Origin of the sequence: Pseudomonas sp. 34 E 7 (assembly GCF_900005715.1) — a bacterium.
In the GTDB taxonomy this organism is placed as follows: Bacteria; Pseudomonadota; Gammaproteobacteria; order Pseudomonadales; family Pseudomonadaceae; genus Aquipseudomonas; species Aquipseudomonas orientalis_A.
The window spans coordinates 42,682-58,591 of record NZ_CVTX01000138.1 but is presented as its reverse complement, the minus strand read 5'-3'; the positions used below and the strand labels follow the sequence as shown (position 1 = coordinate 58,591).

16 protein-coding genes are annotated in these 15,910 nt (G+C 62.4%); 8 read left to right on the top strand and 8 right to left on the bottom strand.

Translation table 11 applies throughout. The features are described from left to right. Positions 1-671, top strand: a 671-nt coding sequence (locus BFP96_RS13270) for a FecR family protein (protein ID WP_065936382.1), incomplete at its 5' end; no start/stop codon positions are given. A gap of 142 nt (positions 672-813) precedes the next feature. Next, a complete protein-coding gene (locus BFP96_RS13265; protein ID WP_057725249.1) occupies positions 814-1,029 on the top strand; it encodes a TOBE domain-containing protein in 216 nt (71 codons plus the stop codon). 47 nt (positions 1,030-1,076) lie between these two features. Here BFP96_RS13265 and BFP96_RS13260 read toward each other — a convergent pair whose 3' ends face one another. Next, positions 1,077-2,222: a MalY/PatB family protein gene (locus BFP96_RS13260; RefSeq protein WP_065936381.1), complete on the bottom strand. Its 1,146-nt coding sequence runs from the start codon at positions 2,220-2,222 to the stop codon at positions 1,077-1,079. A gap of 189 nt (positions 2,223-2,411) precedes the next feature. Between BFP96_RS13260 and ggt the strand changes: the two genes are divergently transcribed. Then, a complete protein-coding gene (gene ggt / locus BFP96_RS13255) occupies positions 2,412-4,136 on the top strand; it encodes a gamma-glutamyltransferase (RefSeq protein ID WP_065936380.1) in 1,725 nt (574 codons plus the stop codon). 76 nt (positions 4,137-4,212) lie between these two features. Beyond that, positions 4,213-5,007 carry an exodeoxyribonuclease III gene (xth, locus tag BFP96_RS13250; protein ID WP_065936379.1) on the top strand — a complete coding sequence of 265 codons (795 nt, stop codon included), beginning with the start codon at positions 4,213-4,215 and terminating at the stop codon, positions 5,005-5,007. Here the strand turns inward: xth and BFP96_RS13245 are convergent. From BFP96_RS13245 to BFP96_RS13235, 3 genes are all read right to left on the bottom strand, one after another. Next, entirely contained in the window at positions 5,004-5,540 is a 537-nt protein-coding gene (locus BFP96_RS13245; RefSeq protein ID WP_065936378.1) for an AAA family ATPase, read from the bottom strand. The genes xth and BFP96_RS13245 overlap by 4 nt on opposite strands. Next, positions 5,537-6,100: a nicotinamide riboside transporter PnuC gene (pnuC, locus tag BFP96_RS13240; RefSeq protein ID WP_065892904.1), complete on the bottom strand. Its 564-nt coding sequence runs from the start codon at positions 6,098-6,100 to the stop codon at positions 5,537-5,539. The genes BFP96_RS13245 and pnuC overlap by 4 nt, the downstream gene beginning before the upstream one ends. A gap of 523 nt (positions 6,101-6,623) precedes the next feature. Beyond that, positions 6,624-8,258: a methyl-accepting chemotaxis protein gene (locus BFP96_RS13235; protein WP_065936377.1), complete on the bottom strand. Its 1,635-nt coding sequence runs from the start codon at positions 8,256-8,258 to the stop codon at positions 6,624-6,626. 228 nt (positions 8,259-8,486) lie between these two features. Between BFP96_RS13235 and BFP96_RS13230 the strand changes: the two genes are divergently transcribed. Together BFP96_RS13230 and BFP96_RS13225 are read left to right on the top strand one after the other, a co-directional pair. Beyond that, positions 8,487-9,317, top strand: a complete 831-nt coding sequence (locus tag BFP96_RS13230; RefSeq protein ID WP_065893335.1) for an undecaprenyl-diphosphate phosphatase — start codon at positions 8,487-8,489, stop codon at positions 9,315-9,317. After that, positions 9,314-9,697 (top strand): DUF1294 domain-containing protein, encoded by a 384-nt coding sequence (locus tag BFP96_RS13225; RefSeq protein WP_065884578.1) that lies wholly within the window; start codon positions 9,314-9,316, stop codon positions 9,695-9,697. Before BFP96_RS13230 ends, BFP96_RS13225 begins: the two co-directional genes overlap by 4 nt. On the opposite strand, the gene BFP96_RS13220 is transcribed toward BFP96_RS13225, so the two are convergent. Continuing rightward, positions 9,680-10,042, bottom strand: coding sequence for an MmcQ/YjbR family DNA-binding protein (locus tag BFP96_RS13220; protein WP_065936376.1), 363 nt, complete (start codon positions 10,040-10,042; stop codon positions 9,680-9,682). The genes BFP96_RS13225 and BFP96_RS13220 overlap by 18 nt on opposite strands. Further along, on the bottom strand, positions 10,039-10,947 hold the full coding sequence (locus tag BFP96_RS13215) for a LysR substrate-binding domain-containing protein (protein ID WP_065936375.1): 909 nt from the start codon (positions 10,945-10,947) through the stop codon (positions 10,039-10,041). The genes BFP96_RS13220 and BFP96_RS13215 overlap by 4 nt, the downstream gene beginning before the upstream one ends. Positions 10,948-11,073: 126 nt before the next feature. Between BFP96_RS13215 and BFP96_RS13210 the strand changes: the two genes are divergently transcribed. Together BFP96_RS13210 and BFP96_RS13205 are read left to right on the top strand one after the other, a co-directional pair. After that, positions 11,074-11,685: an FMN-dependent NADH-azoreductase gene (locus BFP96_RS13210; RefSeq protein ID WP_065896917.1), complete on the top strand. Its 612-nt coding sequence runs from the start codon at positions 11,074-11,076 to the stop codon at positions 11,683-11,685. Between the two features lie 191 nt (positions 11,686-11,876). Beyond that, positions 11,877-12,914 (top strand): alpha/beta hydrolase family protein, encoded by a 1,038-nt coding sequence (locus tag BFP96_RS13205; protein ID WP_065884582.1) that lies wholly within the window; start codon positions 11,877-11,879, stop codon positions 12,912-12,914. Here the strand turns inward: BFP96_RS13205 and BFP96_RS13200 are convergent. Together BFP96_RS13200 and BFP96_RS13195 are read right to left on the bottom strand one after the other, a co-directional pair. Next, the gene (locus BFP96_RS13200) at positions 12,908-14,080 is read right to left on the bottom strand and encodes an MFS transporter (RefSeq protein WP_065936374.1); all 1,173 of its coding nucleotides are present in this window, start codon (positions 14,078-14,080) and stop codon (positions 12,908-12,910) included. The two genes, BFP96_RS13205 and BFP96_RS13200, sit on opposite strands and share 7 nt — an antisense overlap. A gap of 225 nt (positions 14,081-14,305) precedes the next feature. Beyond that, positions 14,306-15,892 carry an ABC-F family ATPase gene (locus tag BFP96_RS13195; protein WP_082632055.1) on the bottom strand — a complete coding sequence of 529 codons (1,587 nt, stop codon included), beginning with the start codon at positions 15,890-15,892 and terminating at the stop codon, positions 14,306-14,308. Positions 15,893-15,910 lie beyond the last annotated feature (18 nt).

The window sequence follows — 15,910 nt, the reverse complement described above, 5'->3', positions numbered from 1 at the left end:
TGGGCATAGCGGCACTGCTGCCGACGGCCTGGCTGCTCAGCCGGCAATTGCCCCTCCAGACCTGGCGCGCCGATCTGCACACGGCCACGGGGGAGCGCACGCGCATGGCATTGGCTGACGGCGCCAGCGTGCAACTCAATACCGCGACGGCGGTGGACGTGGACCCGGCGCAGCGACGCATCACCCTGGTCGAGGGTGAGCTGGCGTTGAATGTGCCCGCAGCGACGGCGATGAGCGTACAGACGCGTTACGGCGAGCTGACGGTCAGCCAGGCTGAAGTGTGTGTTCGGCAACTGGACGCCGGTTGCCTGGTGTCTGTGCTCAAGGGCTCCGTGCGGGTACGCGACCTGGACGGGCGCACGGCAACCTTGCAAGGGGGTCAGCAAGCGCCGTTGAAAAGCACCGGGCTCGGCGCCTGGGTCGCGTTCGATGCGTTGCAACTGGGCTGGCGCGACGGTGTACTGACCGCGCAGAACCAGGCGCTGGGGGATTTCCTGCGGGAATTGGCGCGTTATCGCCCGGGCGTGCTGCGCTGGGACCCGCGCCTGGAACAGTTGCGGGTCACCGGCAGTTTTCGTTTGGACGATACCGATCGCATCCTCGACCTGCTGGCCTCCAGCTTGGGGTTGCACGTACAGGCGCGGACCCGCTATTGGGTCACGCTGTCCTGAAGCGCTGGGATGGACAGCGCTTTATATATCCATATCGAATAAATAAAGAGTTATATATTCCTTTTATTGTTCTTCTCGATGGCGCATTTTGAGGGCCTGCGCATTCGTGCGGATTGACCCAACAGCCAAAAGGAAAGCCGACATGACCATCAAAGCGATCAACGTGCGCAACCAGTTCAAGGGCACCATCAAGGAAATTCTTCTGGGGGAAGTGGTGTCGGAAATCGACGTGCAGACTGCGTCCGGCATCGTCACTTCGGTCATCACCACCCGTTCGGTGCGTGATCTGGAGCTGAAAGTGGGCAGTGAAGTGATTGCCTTCGTGAAGTCCACTGAAGTGTCGATCGCCAAACTCTGAGACACGCATGAGAACGGGGCCGCCGCGCTGCCCCGGTCCCTCGCCACCTACAGCTGGCGCAGGGCGCGCTCCATGCGTTGCAAGCCTTCTTCCAGCATCGCCCGTGGACAGCCGAAGTTCAGGCGCACGAACTGTTGGCTGTCATCGCCAAACTCGATCCCGGCACTCAACCCAACCTTGGCCTGTTCAAGGAAAAACCGTTGCGGATCTTCCAGGCCTAGGGCGCTGCAATCGAGCCAGGCCAGGAATGTACCTTCCGGCGCGTGCATGACCACGCCGGGCAGGCGGTTTTGCACGGCGTCGAGCAGGTAGTCCCGATTGCCTTGCAGGTAGTGCAACAGTGCCTCGAGCCAGTCGCCGCATGCGCTGTAGGCGGCGCGGGTGGCTTCCAGGCCCAGGGGGCTGACGCTGTCGACCATGCCGCAGCGAGCCTGGTTGAAACGCTCGCGAATCGCGGCATTCTGGATCACCGCAAAACAGGTCTTCAGGCCGGCGACGTTATAGGCCTTGCTGGCCGACATCAGCGTAATGGTGCGTTGCGCGATCTCGGGGCTGAGGCTGGCGGTGGGAATATGGCGACGGCCGTCAAAGCACAGCTCGGCGTGGATTTCATCGGAAATGATCAGCGCGCCGTTTTCCATGCACGCCTGTGCAATCGCCAGCAGCTCGTCGCGGGGGAAGACCTTGCCGATCGGGTTGTGCGGGTTGCTCAGCAGCAGCGCACCGGCACCGCTCAAGGCATCGCGCATGGCCGCCAGCGGCGTGCGGTATCGGCCATCAATCAGCTCGAACGGCACTTCGATGCGCGGCAGGTTCCAGTGGCCGGGTGCGAGGCGAATCGGCCGATAGTTGGGGGTTTGCAGTACCACCGGCTGGCCCGGCTGGACGAACGCGTGCAGCGCCATGTTGAAACCCGGTTCGACGCCGGGCAGGAACAACAGCTCATCCGGTTCAACACGCCAGGCGTACTTGGCCCACAGGTCGGCGATGATCGCCTCGCGCACGTCCGGGCCGGCGACACTGTAGCCGAGCACCTGCTGGTCGAGGCGCGCATGCAGGGCCTCGAGCACGGCGGGCGGGGCGGCGATGTCCATGTCGGCGATCCACATCGGCAACACGTCTTGCGGGTAGCGGTTCCACTTGGTGCTGCCGGTGCCGAGGCGTGGGTGGATCGTGTCGAAATCAAAGCTCATGCGGCGCTCGTATCAGGGGGGTATAAAGAGTGGCGCTGATTCTAGCGCCATTCGTTTTATAGGCCAGCGCTGAATATTGCGGGCCACCGTTCCATCACCGACAAGCTCTGTCATAAAAACGCCATGGTGCTGGGGATCGAATCAGGGAAGGGCTATTTTGGTGCATCTCAATCACTCGAGTAGTCACGGATGAAATACCAAGCCTTCAACCGCACCTTGATTGCCACTGTCCTGGTGTTGACGGTCAGTGGTGTGCAGGCCGCTTCCCAGGCCCCGGTGGCCGGGGAAAATGGCATGGTGGTCACCGCCCAGCATTTGGCAACGCAGGTGGGCGTGGATGTGCTCAAGGCCGGTGGCAATGCGGTGGATGCGGCCGTTGCGGTCGGTTACGCCCTGGCCGTGGTGTACCCGGCGGCGGGCAACCTGGGCGGCGGTGGGTTCATGACCGTGCAACTGGCGGACGGGCGCAAGACGTTCCTCGACTTCCGCGAAAAAGCCCCCTTGGCGGCAACGGCCAATATGTACCTGGATAAAGACGGCAACGTCATCGAGGGCCTGAGCGCCAAGGGTCACCTGGCTGTCGGCGTGCCTGGCACTGTTTCCGGCATGGAGCTGGCCCTGAACAAATACGGCACGCTCAAGCGCGCCCAGGTGATTGCGCCGGCGATCAAGCTGGCAGAAAACGGTTTTGCCCTGGAGCAGGGCGACATCGACCTGCTGCACACCGCCACCGCAGAGTTTGAAAAAGATCAGGACCTGCGCGCGATCTTCCTGCACAACGGGCAGCCGCTGCAGGTCGGCCAGACGCTGGTGCAGAATGACCTGGCCAGGACCCTCAAGGAAGTGTCCGCCAAGGGCAGCGATGGCTTCTATAAAGGTTGGGTCGCCAAGGCCCTGGTCGACTCCAGCCAGGCCGGCAAGGGGCTGATCACCCAGGCGGACCTGGACCGATACAAAACCCGCGAACTGGCGCCCATCGAGTGCGACTACCGTGGCTACCATGTGGTCTCGGCGCCGCCGCCAAGCTCCGGTGGCGTGGTGATCTGCCAGATCATGAATATCCTCGAAGGCTACCCGATGGCGGACCTGGGCTATCACTCGGCCCAGGGCCTGCACTATCAGATCGAAGCGATGCGCCACGCGTATGTGGACCGCAACAGCTACCTCGGCGACCCGGACTTCGTGAAGAACCCGATCGCGCATCTGCTGGATAAAAACTACGCGGCGAAACTGCGCGACGCGATCGAGCCGCACAAGGCCGGGGATTCCCAGGCGATCAAGCCGGGGGTATCGCCCCATGAAGGCAATAACACCACCCACTACTCCATCGTCGACACCTGGGGCAATGCGGTTTCCGTCACCTACACCCTCAATGACTGGTTTGGCGCGGGCGTGATGGCAAGCAAGACCGGGGTGATCCTCAACGATGAAATGGACGACTTCACCGTCAAGGTCGGCGTGCCGAACATGTACGGGCTGGTCCAGGGTGAAGCCAATGCCATTGCGCCAGGCAAGGCGCCATTGTCATCAATGAGCCCGACCATCGTGACCAAGGATGGCAAGGCGGTCATGGTGGTGGGGACGCCGGGCGGCAGCCGCATCATCACCGCCACCTTGCTGACCATCCTGAATGTCATCGACTACAAGATGAACATCCAGGAGGCGGTGGACGCGCCGCGTTTCCACCAGCAGTGGATGCCGCAGGCCACCAACCTTGAAACCTTTGCGGTCAGCCCGGATACCCGCAAGCTCCTCGAAAGCTGGGGCCATACGTTCGCCGGGCCGCAGGATGCCAATCACGTGGCCGCCATTTTGGTGGGCGCTCCGGCCCTGGATGCCAAGCCGGTGGGCAACAACCGCTTCTATGGCGCGAATGACCCGCGTCGCAATACCGGGCTGTCGTTGGGGTACTGACACCCGACTCGCTCGCGCATGGAACATCTGCGGCCTTTCCGGGCTCTACCCCAGGAGCCCCGAAAGGACCCCAGCCATGAAAGCGCTGAAAATCGCCACCTTCAACATCAACGGTATTCGTGCCCGCCTGCCTAACCTGCTGCACTGGCTGGCGCGCGAGCAGCCGGACATCGTTTGCTTGCAGGAACTCAAGGCGCCGGAAAGCCTGTTTCCCTACGCCGATTTCGAAGCGGCCGGCTACGGCGCGATTTGCCTGGGCCAGGCCTCGTGGAACGGGGTGGCGATCCTGGCCAGGGACGCTCAACCTCTGGAAAGCCGGCGCGGCCTGCCCGGTGACGACGGCGACGATCAAAGCCGCTATATCGAAGCGGCTGTGCATGGCGTGTTGGTTGGCTGCCTGTACCTGCCTAACGGCAACCCGCAACCGGGGCCGAAATTCGATTACAAACTGGCCTGGTTCGAACGCCTGATCGACTACGCCCAGGCGTTGCAGGCCAGTGAGCATCCGGTGCTGCTGGCCGGGGATTTCAATGTGGTGCCCACTGACCTGGACATCTACAACCCGCGCTCCTGGCTCAAGGACGCGTTGTTGCAACCCGAGAGTCGGGCCTGCTATCAACGCCTGCTGGAACAGGGCTGGACAGATTCACTGCGGCATTTGTACCCCGAAGAACGGGTGTATACGTTCTGGGACTATTTTCGCCAGCACTGGCAGAAGAATTCAGGTCTGCGCATCGACCATCTGTTGCTCAACCCCGCGCTCAAGCCCTATCTCAAGAATGCCGGCGTCGATGCCTGGGTGCGCAACGAGGCGCATGCCAGCGACCATGCGCCGACCTGGATCGAGCTCGGTACGCGTAAGAAGCGTTAATCGCTCGTTGCAGACGCGAGCAAGCGTTCGACGGCCGCAAACGCCGCCACCCGGCGCGCTTGCCAGTCTCCCCTGATCACCGCCACCGGCTGATGGTGCGCGTGCATCCAGACCAGGCTGGCCTGGAAGAACGCCCGGCGGTCCGCCAGTTGCGGTTGGCAGCGCTGGCCGTCGGCGCTCCATTCCACGTCTTCCGGGGACAGCAGCAGATGCAGGTCGTAGTGACGGGCCAGCAGTTCGCTGTCGAGCCAGCCTGGGTAATCGCCAAACAGCGTCTGGCTCCAGAGCCGGTTGGTCAGCAGGTGGGTGTCGAGGATCAGCAGCGCCGGGCGCCGGGCGCGCGCCGCATCCTCCCAGGCCAACTGGCCCCGGGCTATCGCGGGGATATCCGCCAGGCAGGTATCGCGTTGATGCTCGTCGATGAAATGGCGCACGTATTCACCCACCATCAGCCCGCCGAAGTGCGCATGCAGCTCTGCGGCCAGCCAGCTCTTGCCGCTCGATTCCGGGCCTGCCAGCACCACCACCTTCATGGGTGCAACGCCGGGTCGGCGCGCCATTCACGCCAGCCTTGCACGGCAATCACGGTAAACAGCGCATACAGCGCGGCGGTGAGGTAGAGGCCTTTGTAGAGGAATAACCCGACGAAAATCACATCCAGCACGATCCACAACGGCCAGCACTGCACGCGTTTTTGCGCCATCCACAACTGCGCCACCAGGCTGAAACCGGTCAGCGCCGCGTCGAGCCAGGGCTGGGCGGCGTCGGTCCAGTGAGCCATGGCGGCGCCGAGCAACAGACTACCGACAGCGCCCACGGCCAGGCCGTTCATGACCGCCGGCATGCCCAGGCGAGTCACCTGGCGTCCCTGCCTGACCGCGCCGGCGCGGGTCCATTGCCACCAGCCATAGAGCTGAAGGACGGCATACACCACTTGCAGCAACATGTCGGAGTAGAGTTTTACGTCGTAGAACACCCAGGTATAGAGCAGCACCATCACCAGGCCGATGGGCCAGCACCAGGGGTTCTGCTTGACCGTCAGCCAGACGGCGATCACCCCCAGTGCGGCGGCGAACAGTTCAAGCCCGGACATGGCGGTTCCTTGGGGAGTGGGAGAGGGCGGTGATTGTACCCAGAGGTGGACGATCCTCAAAACACAGCAGGTAAATGTGCGAGGGGGCATGCCCCCGATGGTTATAGGTGTCCACACAACTCAGCAGCGCCCAACCGTAACCACGATGCGAAGCGAGCCGCTCTTGATCTTGATCTGCTTTTGATCCTAGGCGCCCCGTTAAACCACGCTGGCCGAACGCAGGCTTGAATTCGTGGGTAACCCGGCAGGACGCCGGGTTAGCCGCACTGGGCCAAGGATGGCCCATTGCGGCGGCCCACGGATTCAAGCCGGAGAGAGGGCACACCGAGCCCAGGCGAGGTGCCGAGTGGTGGGCAAGAGCGTTTTGCTTACTTTTGCGCTTTTCAAAAGTGAGCCGCCGTCAGGGCGGAACCCTAAGTGGCCGTTACCGCAGAAACGGATATGTACTCGATCTGATCCAACATCCTGGTCGGCCTAGAGGCCGCCATCGGGGGCAAGCCCCCTCCCACAATTTAACCCAGGGCTAAATTCGGAACTGGCGCAACAACCCGTCAAGCTGCTCGCTCAAGCCCCGCAACTGCGCGCTGGCCACGCTCGACTGTTCAGCCGCCAGCGCGGTGCTGTGGGACAGCCCGGCCGCCTGGGTGACGTTCTGATTGATGTCCTCCACCACATGCGCCTGTTGCAGGGTGGCACTGGCAATCGAGGCATTCAGGCCGTTGAGATTATGCAGCGCCTGGCCGATCGCATTGAGGCTCGCACCGGCCAGGCCGGCTTGCTCGATGGTCAGTTGCGAGGCGCTGTGGCTGTCGCTGATCACCTTGACCGCCGCTTCCGAATGCCCTTGCAGGCGCTCGATCATGGCCTGGATTTCAGCCGTGGATTTTTGCGTGCGCTGGGCCAGCAGGCGTACCTCATCGGCTACCACCGCAAACCCACGGCCCTGTTCGCCGGCGCGTGCGGCTTCGATGGCGGCGTTGAGGGCGAGCAGGTTGGTCTGGTCGGCAATCGAACGAATCACTTCCAGCACGCCGCCGATCTGGGTACTTTCGCTGGACAGGGTACGGATCACCTCCACGGCCTGGCTGATGGTGCTCGAGAGCTGGTCGATCTGCTGCAGACTGCCGTCAATGTTGACCTGGCCTTGCTGCGCCTGGGCCTGGGCATCGCGCATTTCGCTGGCGGCGTGCTCGGCATTCTTGGCCACGTCCTGCACGCCGTAGGTCACTTCATTGATCGCGGTGGCCACCAGTTCCATCTGTTGCGACTGCTGCTGGCTGCGGTCGTGGGCCTGGCTGGCGTTGTGGCCCAACTCGGTGGACGACTCGCCCAGGGCGTTGGCGCACACCTGCAATTGGCCGACCACCTGGCGCAATTTGGCGGTGAAGGTATTGAAGTGCCGGGACAACTGGGTGACCTCGTCACGCCCGTGAGTGTCGAGGCTGCGGGTCAGGTCGCTTTCGCCGCTGGCGATGTTGGCCATCGCAGTCACCGCCGCCTGCAACGGCTGCACGATACTGCGCGCGATCAACAGCACCAGCAGGGCCATGACCAGTGCGATGGCCAGGCCGATAGCAGAGGCTTTCCACACCTGGACGCTGAACTCGGCCTGCACGTCGTCCACGTAGACGCCCGAGCCGATGATCCAGCCCCAGGGCTCGAACAGTTGGATGTATGAGGTTTTCTGCACCGGCGCATCGGCCCCAGGCTTGGGCCAGCGGTAATTGACGATGCCTGCGCCCTTGGCCTTGGCCAGGCTCACGAATTCATTGAACACGGCAAACCCGTCCGGATCGCGGATCGCCGAGAGGTTCTGGCCGTCCAGCTTGGGGTTGGCCGCGTGCATGATCATCAGGGGGGTGAGGTCGTTGATCCAGAAGTAGTCGTCGTGGTCGTACCGCAGGCCGCGCACCGCGCTCAGGGCTTGTTGCTGCGCCGCTTGACGGGTGAGTGCGCCGGTCTTTTCCAGGTTCTGGTAGTAGCCGAGCACGCCGCTGGCGGTTTGCACCACGTGCTGGGTCTGTTGGCGCTTGGCCTGGTAGAGGTCATCATGGATCTGTTTGAGCATCAGGGCGCCCAAAGTCAGCAGCATCAGCACGGCGACTATCAGGATCAGCCAGAGGCGTCGGCTGATCGACATATTGCGCAAACTGTTCATCGTCCTGTCACTCCGAGCCTTTTATAATTGTGGGTGTTGCATCGACTTTTGCGGCTTGTCTGATAGGCTTTCGGCCCGTAATCGAAAAACCTGAGTACTGCCTGATTTTTCACGGAATTTTTGCATTCCGGCATTGAGAATCAACGCCGGGCGCTGCAGTGCGCTCGTTGTCAGTGAACTTTAAAAAACACTAGGAGGCACGCCAGGCGCGTGACCTTTGGAGAAAGCATGGATTTTTGGACCGCCATACAGGCACTGATTCTTGGCGTGGTCGAGGGGCTGACGGAGTTTCTGCCGATCTCCAGCACCGGCCACCAGATCATCGTCGCCGACCTGATCAACTTCGGCGGCGAGCGTTTCGAGGCATTCAATATCATTATCCAGCTGGGCGCGATCCTCGCCGTGGTCTGGGAATTCCGGCGCAAGATCCTCGACGTGGTCATCGGCTTGCCCACCCAGCGCAACGCCCAGCGTTTCACCGTGAACCTGATCATCGCCGTGTTGCCGGCGGTGGTGCTGGGGGTGATTTTCGCTGACCTGATCAAGCATTACCTGTTCAACCCGATCACCGTGGCCACGGCCCTGGTGGTGGGCGGTGTGATCATGTTGTGGGCGGAACGTCGCCAACATGCGGTGCATGCGCAAACCGTCGACGAGATCACCTGGAAAGACGCACTCAAGGTCGGCATAGCCCAGTGCCTGGCCATGATCCCGGGCACATCACGCTCCGGTGCGACGATCATCGGCGGCCTGTTGTTCGGCCTGTCGCGCAAGACCGCTACCGAGTTTTCGTTCTTCCTGGCCATGCCGACCATGGTCGGTGCTGCGCTGTACTCGGGCTACAAATACCGCGACCTGTTCCAGCCGGCGGACCTGCCGGTGTTCGCCATTGGCTTTGTCACCTCGTTCATCTTCGCGATGATTGCGGTCAAGGGCCTGCTCAAATTCATCGCCAACCACAGCTATGCGGCCTTTGCCTGGTACCGCATCGCGTTCGGCCTGGTGATCCTGGCGACCTGGCAATTCGGCTGGATCGACTGGACCGCCGTCAAGCCATGAACATCCAGCACCCACGCCTGAAAGCGTTGCTCCTGGTGCTGCTGTGCGCGGCGCCGCTGCTGGGTTCGGCGCTGCTGTGGCAGCGCGGCGAGACCGTGATCCCGCTGGCAGCCTACGGCGTGGTCAGCGTGATGGCGTTTTTCCTGTACTGGAGCGACAAGCGCAAGGCGCAGACCGAGGGCCGGCGCATCCCGGAAAACATCCTGCACGCCGTCGAGCTGGCGGGCGGTTGGCCGGGGGCGTTGATCGCGCAGCAGGTGTTCCGGCACAAGACGCGCAAGGTGTCCTACCAGGTGCTGTTCTGGGTGATCGTGCTGCTGCATCAGGTGTTCTGGCTGGACCAGCTGTTTCTCGGCGGTACGCTACTGTCGATCCTCTAGCACCAACCCGACCTGTGTGCGCTTGGGCAACTTGCTCACCACCAACTGGTGCGAGCGCTGCAACAAGCCACGCAGTTCCTCGGAACCGAGCGGGTAGGGCGTGTTCATGATGATCCACTGCGCACGTGCCAGGTACGGCGCCGGGTGGATGCCCGGTCGATCAACGTGGCCGAGGAACAGCGCCTTGTCGACCTTGAACGCCAGGGAGTCGCCGCGCAGGTTCTGCAGCGCGAACATCTTGTTGCCGGCAATCGAGAACACCCGCACGCCGCCCCATTTGTAGTCCTCGCGCGCCCCCGGCAGGCTCAGGCAGAACGCCGCGACTTGTGCTTCGGTCATGCTCATAAAAGACGGTCTCCGCAGCCTTTGAAGCCCTCTTCCATATAGTCGATCCAGGCGCGAATCGCCGGCAGCACGCCGCGCCGGTGCGGGTACACGGCCTGCAGCCAGCCACCGGGTAATGACCATTGCGGCAACAGTTGCACCAGCCGGCCGTTGGCCAGTTCTTCTTCGCAATCCATCATCGGCAGCACCGTGAAGCCCACGCCCATGAGGGCGCTGGTCTTGCGTACGATGAAGTCTTCGATGCCCAGGCGAGCCTCCATGACCAGCTCATGGGCGTTGCCCTGGGGGTCGATGATGCGCTGGTGCACCATGCGGTCCGCCTCGAGTGCACCCATGATCGGCAATTGCCTGAGTTCTTCCAGGGTCTCTACCCGGCGGTCACGCAGGAGTGCCGGGCTGGCCACCAGCACAGTTTGCGCCCGGCGCAGGCGTTTGGTGACCAGCAGCGGGTCTTCGTCGCCCAACTCGCGTACGCGCAACGCCACGTCGATGCCTTCGGCCACCAGGTCGACGCGACGATTCACCAGCGTCATGTCCAACTGCACCAGCGGGTGCGCGGCGAGAAACCCGGCCACCAGTTCCGGCATGATCTGCTGAGCCAGCCCGACCGGGCACGTGACCCGTAGGCGCCCCCGGGGCTCGGTGGACATGCTGGCCACGGCCTCATCGGCCATTTCCGCCTCCAGCAGCATTGCCTGGCAGTGGCGCAGGTAGCGTTCGCCGACGGCGGTCAGGGTCAGTTGCCGCGTGGTGCGTTGCAGCAGGCGTGCGCCCAGGCGCTCCTCCAGCTCGGCAATGCGCCGCGACAGCCGCGACTTGGGAATCCCCAATAAACGCCCGGCGGCGGCGAAACCGCCGGCTTCGACGACTTTGGCAAAGTAATAGAGGTCGTTAAGGTCTTGCATGCTGGGCCTATTGTCCTGTCAGTGGGACAATCTATCGCATTCCAGGTGGCTTATCGATGATTGATTAGGTGCGTAGCATCACCACCATCTGATCGCCCCTGTCGATCCCACCTCGGAGACCCCACCATGAAACTGTTGCATATCGATTCCAGCATCCTCGGCGACAACTCGGCTTCGCGTCAGCTCAGCGCCGGCGTGGTCAAGGCATGGCAAGCCGCCGAGCCGGGCGTGGAAGTGACTTACCGTGACCTGGCCAGCGAAGGGATCAATCATTTTTCCGGCGCGACCCTGAGCGCATTGGGCACCGCTGCTGAACTGCGCAATGCCGCGCAAAAGCATGAAGCCGAACTGAGCGCATCGTCGCTGGCTGAGTTCCTCGCCGCCGACGCCGTGGTGGTCGGCGCGCCGATGTACAACTTCACCATCCCGACCCAGCTCAAAGCCTGGATCGACCGTATCGCCGTCGCCGGCCAGACCTTCCGCTACACCGAAACCGGTCCCGAAGGCCTGTGCGGCAACAAGAAAGTCATCATTGTCTCCACTGCCGGCGGCCTGCATGCCGGCCAGGCATCCGGTGCCGCCCATGAAGGCTACCTGAAGCTGCTGTTTGGCTTCTTCGGCATCACCGATATCGAAATCGTACGCGCCGAAGGACTGGCCTACAGCGACGAAATGCGCAGCAAAGCGTTGAGCGACGCCAACGTGCGGATCAGCGAGCAATTGTTCGCCGCCGCGTAAGGCTTGTGTAAATGTTCGCCTCGCCCGGTTTCAATCTGAAGCCGAGCGCCTAAACTCTGTATTCTGATCGCCTGAGCGCGAGCGGAGTACGGAGTTTTTCCATTTATGGCCCAGGTTATGCAGCTTGGGCTCAATACCCGGGAATTTTTAGACGGCCTGCCGGTTCTCATGCAGCAAAGGTGGACATCCCCATGATGCGTCTCTGTGCTGTTTTGGTTCTTTCCCTGTGCGGCGGCCTGCTTTCAGTGCACGCCGCGCCTGCGCCGCACCCGCATTGGAGTGTGGGCTTTCATCGCATGAGCATTCTCGACCCGCTGGATTCGCAGCCGATGAAGGCCATTGCGTTTTACCCGTCCACCGACGCCGAACACACCACGGCGCTGGGCCCCTACCACGTGGCAGCGGGCGAAGACGCCAAGGTGGCCATCGGCCGTTTCCCGATGCTGATGTTGTCTCATGGCAATACCGGCACACCGCTGGCCCTGCATGACCTGGCCACCTCGCTGGCGCGCAAGGGCTTTGTGGTGGTGGCAGTGCTGCACCCCGGCGACAACTACCAGGACCACAGCCGCCTGGGCACCGTGAGCAATTTGTATGGTCGGCCAATCCAGATTTCACAGGCTATCACCGCGGCGTTGAACGACCCGATGCTGTCGCCCTTCGTCGACATCGACCAGGTGGGTGTGATCGGCTATTCGGCCGGCGGCGAAACCGCGTTGATCCTGGCGGGTGCCAAACCGGATTTCGAGCGCCTGCGCCGCTATTGCCAGCAGCGCCCGGAGGACCGTGACGCCTGCACCACCAAGGGCGAGCTGGTGGTCGACCGTGACGACTTGCAGCCCCAGGCCGATCCGCGCATCCATGCGCTGATGCTGATGGCGCCGCTGAGCCTGATGTTCGGTCGCCATACCCTGGCCGACGTGCACGTACCGGTGCTGCTCTACAGCGGCGATGGTGACCAGTTGGTGGCCGTGGACAAAAACGCCGCCGCTTTGGCGCGCAAACTGCCGCAGCCGCCGGACTTCAAACTGCTGGCCGGGGCAGGGCACTTCGTGTTCATGGCACCGTGTGACAGCGATCAATTGGCGACGATGCCGGCCATCTGTACCGATGCCGATGGCGTCGACCGTGAGGGCATCCACCGCGACCTGGTCTCCGAGGCCGGGCGCTTTTTCAGTCACACCCTCGGCGAGGCGACCCGCGCCGGGTTGCAGACCGCTGATCAGTAAGCGCGACGCTTGAGCTGCACGGTCAATACCAGCGCGGTCACTGACAGCAGCGCCGCGCAGAAGAAGATCCAGTCGTAGCCGAGGTTCAGTGCCACGGCGCCCATCAACGGCCCGGCAATCGCCAGGGACAGGTCGAAAAACACCGCAAACGCACTCAGCCCGGCGCCCCGGCTGCTGTCCGGCACGCGCTTGATGGCTTCCACGCCAAGCGCCGGGTAGACCAGTGACAAACCGACGCCGGCCAACCCTGCGCCAATCAACGCCACGCCGGTCGACGGCGCCAACCACAGCAGCGCGAGGCCCAGGGTTTCGATGACCATGCAGGCGATGGCGGCGGTAAAACCACCGACGCGGCTGATGGCGGAAATAAACACCAGGCGCGACAGAATGAAACATGCGCCGAACACCGTCAGGCAGTACGCCGCGCCGGTCCAGCCGCGATTCAGGTAATACAGGGTGATAAACGTGGTCAACGTGCCGTAGCCAATCGAGGCCAGGCACAGGCTGGCGCCATACGGTGCGATATGGCCGAACACCGCCCAGAACGGCAGGCGCTTGCCGCGCACCACCGGTACCGAAGGTTTATTGCGGATCAGCACCAGGCCCAGCGCGGCCAACCCCGCCAGTGCCAGGCCCAGGCTGGCGAAGCCGTAATCGGCCACCATCAGCACCCCCAGCGGCGCGCCAATGGCAATTGCGCCGTAGGAGGCGATGCCGTTCCAGGAGATCGAGCGGGCCGTATGCTCGGAACCGACCGCGCCCATGCACCAACTGATGGTGCCGACGCCAATCAAACCCTGGGCCACGCCCAGCAGCAGCCGACCGGCGATCAGGATAGCCAGGCTCAGCGCCGGCAAGTGCTCAAGCAGGACGGCGATGAACGTCAGCACGCCACTGATCAGGATACCGGCCAGGCCCAGCACAATCGCACGCTTGGTGCCGACATTGTCCGACATGCGCCCGGCCATTGGCCGACTGAGCAAGGTGGCCAGGTACTGCGATCCGATGGTCACGCCGGCAACGACTGCGCTGTAGCCCAGATGCTCGTGCACATAGCCTGGAATCACAGCAATCGGCAGGCCGATGCAGATAAACGCGATAAAGGTGTAGAAGACGATGGAGACGATCTGCAGGGTGATCGACAGGGAGGAGGGGGCGGCGGGCATGAATAGTCAATCGCTGGCGGGCAGTAGAAGCATCATGGCATATTCCGCACGACTGTAGGAGCGAGCTTGCTCGCGAAGAACGTCAACGATAACGCGGGTTGCCTGATTCTGCGCGGTGCTCTGAGGTTTTTCGCGAGCAAGCTCGCTCCTACAGGAGTGTGCATGCAAAAAAGCCCTGTCACAGGAACAGGGCTTTTTCTTGCAGCTTCCAGCTACGCGCTGTTCTTAGAACACCACACCCTGGCTGCGCAGGTAGTCGTCATAGGTGCCGCTGAAGTCGATCACGCCGCTGGCGCTCAACTCGATGATGCGGGTGGCCAGGGACGATACGAACTCACGGTCATGGCTGACGAAGATCAGCGTACCCGGATAGTTCTCCAGCGCCAGGTTCAGCGCTTCGATGGATTCCATGTCCAAGTGGTTGGTCGGTTCGTCCATGATCAGCACGTTCGGCTTTTGCAGGATCAGCTTGCCGAACAGCATGCGGCCTTGTTCACCACCGGAGATCACTTTTACCGACTTCTGGATTTCATCGTTGGAAAACAGCATGCGGCCCAATGTGCCACGAATCATCTGCTCGCCCTGGGTCCACTGGCCCATCCAGTCGAACAGGGTGACGTCGTCTTCGAAGTCATGGGCGTGGTCCTGGGCGTAGTAACCCAGTTCCGCAGCGTCGGTCCACTTGATGCTGCCGGCGTCCGGGGTCAGTTCGTTGACCAGGGTGCGCAGCAGGGTGGTCTTGCCGATACCGTTCGGGCCGATGATCGCCACGCGCTCGCCGGCTTCAACCTGGAAGCTGAAGTCCTTGAACAACGGCTTGCCGTCAAAACCCTTGGCCATCTTCTCGACCATGACCGCCTGACGGTGCAGCTTTTTGTTCTGTTCGAAACGGATGAACGGGCTCACGCGGCTTGACGGCTTGACCTCGGCCAGTTGGATCTTGTCGATCGCCTTGGCACGGGAAGTGGCCTGCTTGGCTTTCGAGGCATTGGCCGAGAAGCGGCTGACGAAGGATTGCAGCTCGGAGATCTGCGCCTTCTTCTTGGCGTTGTCCGACAGCAGTTGCTCGCGGGACTGGGTCGCCACGGTCATGTATTCGTCGTAGTTGCCCGGGAACAGGCGCAGCTCGCCGTAGTCCAGGTCAGCCATGTGGGTGCACACGCTGTTCAGGAAGTGACGGTCGTGAGAGATGATGATCATCAGGCTGGAGCGCTGGGTGAGGATGTTTTCCAGCCAGCGAATGGTGTTGATGTCCAGGTGGTTGGTCGGTTCGTCGAGCAATAGCACTTCCGGATCGGAGAACAGCGCCTGGGCCAGCAATACGCGCAGCTTCCAGCCGGGCGACACTTCGCTCATCGGGCCGAAATGCTGTTCCAGTGGAATACCCAGGCCCAGCAGCAGCTCGCCGGCACGGGATTCGGCGGTGTAGCCGTCCATCTCGGCGAACTCGGTTTCCAGCTCGGCCACGGCCATGCCGTCTTCTTCGCTCATTTCCGGCAGCGAGTAGATGCGGTCACGCTCGGCCTTGACCCTCCACAGCTCTTCGTGGCCCATGATCACGGTGTCGAGCACGGTGAATTGTTCGTAGGCGAACTGGTCCTGGCGCAGCTTGCCCAAGCGCACATTCGGCTCCAGCATGACCTGGCCGCCGGACGGCTCGAGGTCGCCGCCGAGGATTTTCATGAAGGTCGACTTGCCGCAACCGTTGGCACCGATCAAACCATAGCGGTTGCCAGCGCCGAACTTGACCGAGACGTTCTCGAAGAGCGGCTTGGCGCCGAACTGCATGGTGATGTTAGCTGTGGAGATCAATTACTTTACCTATCAATA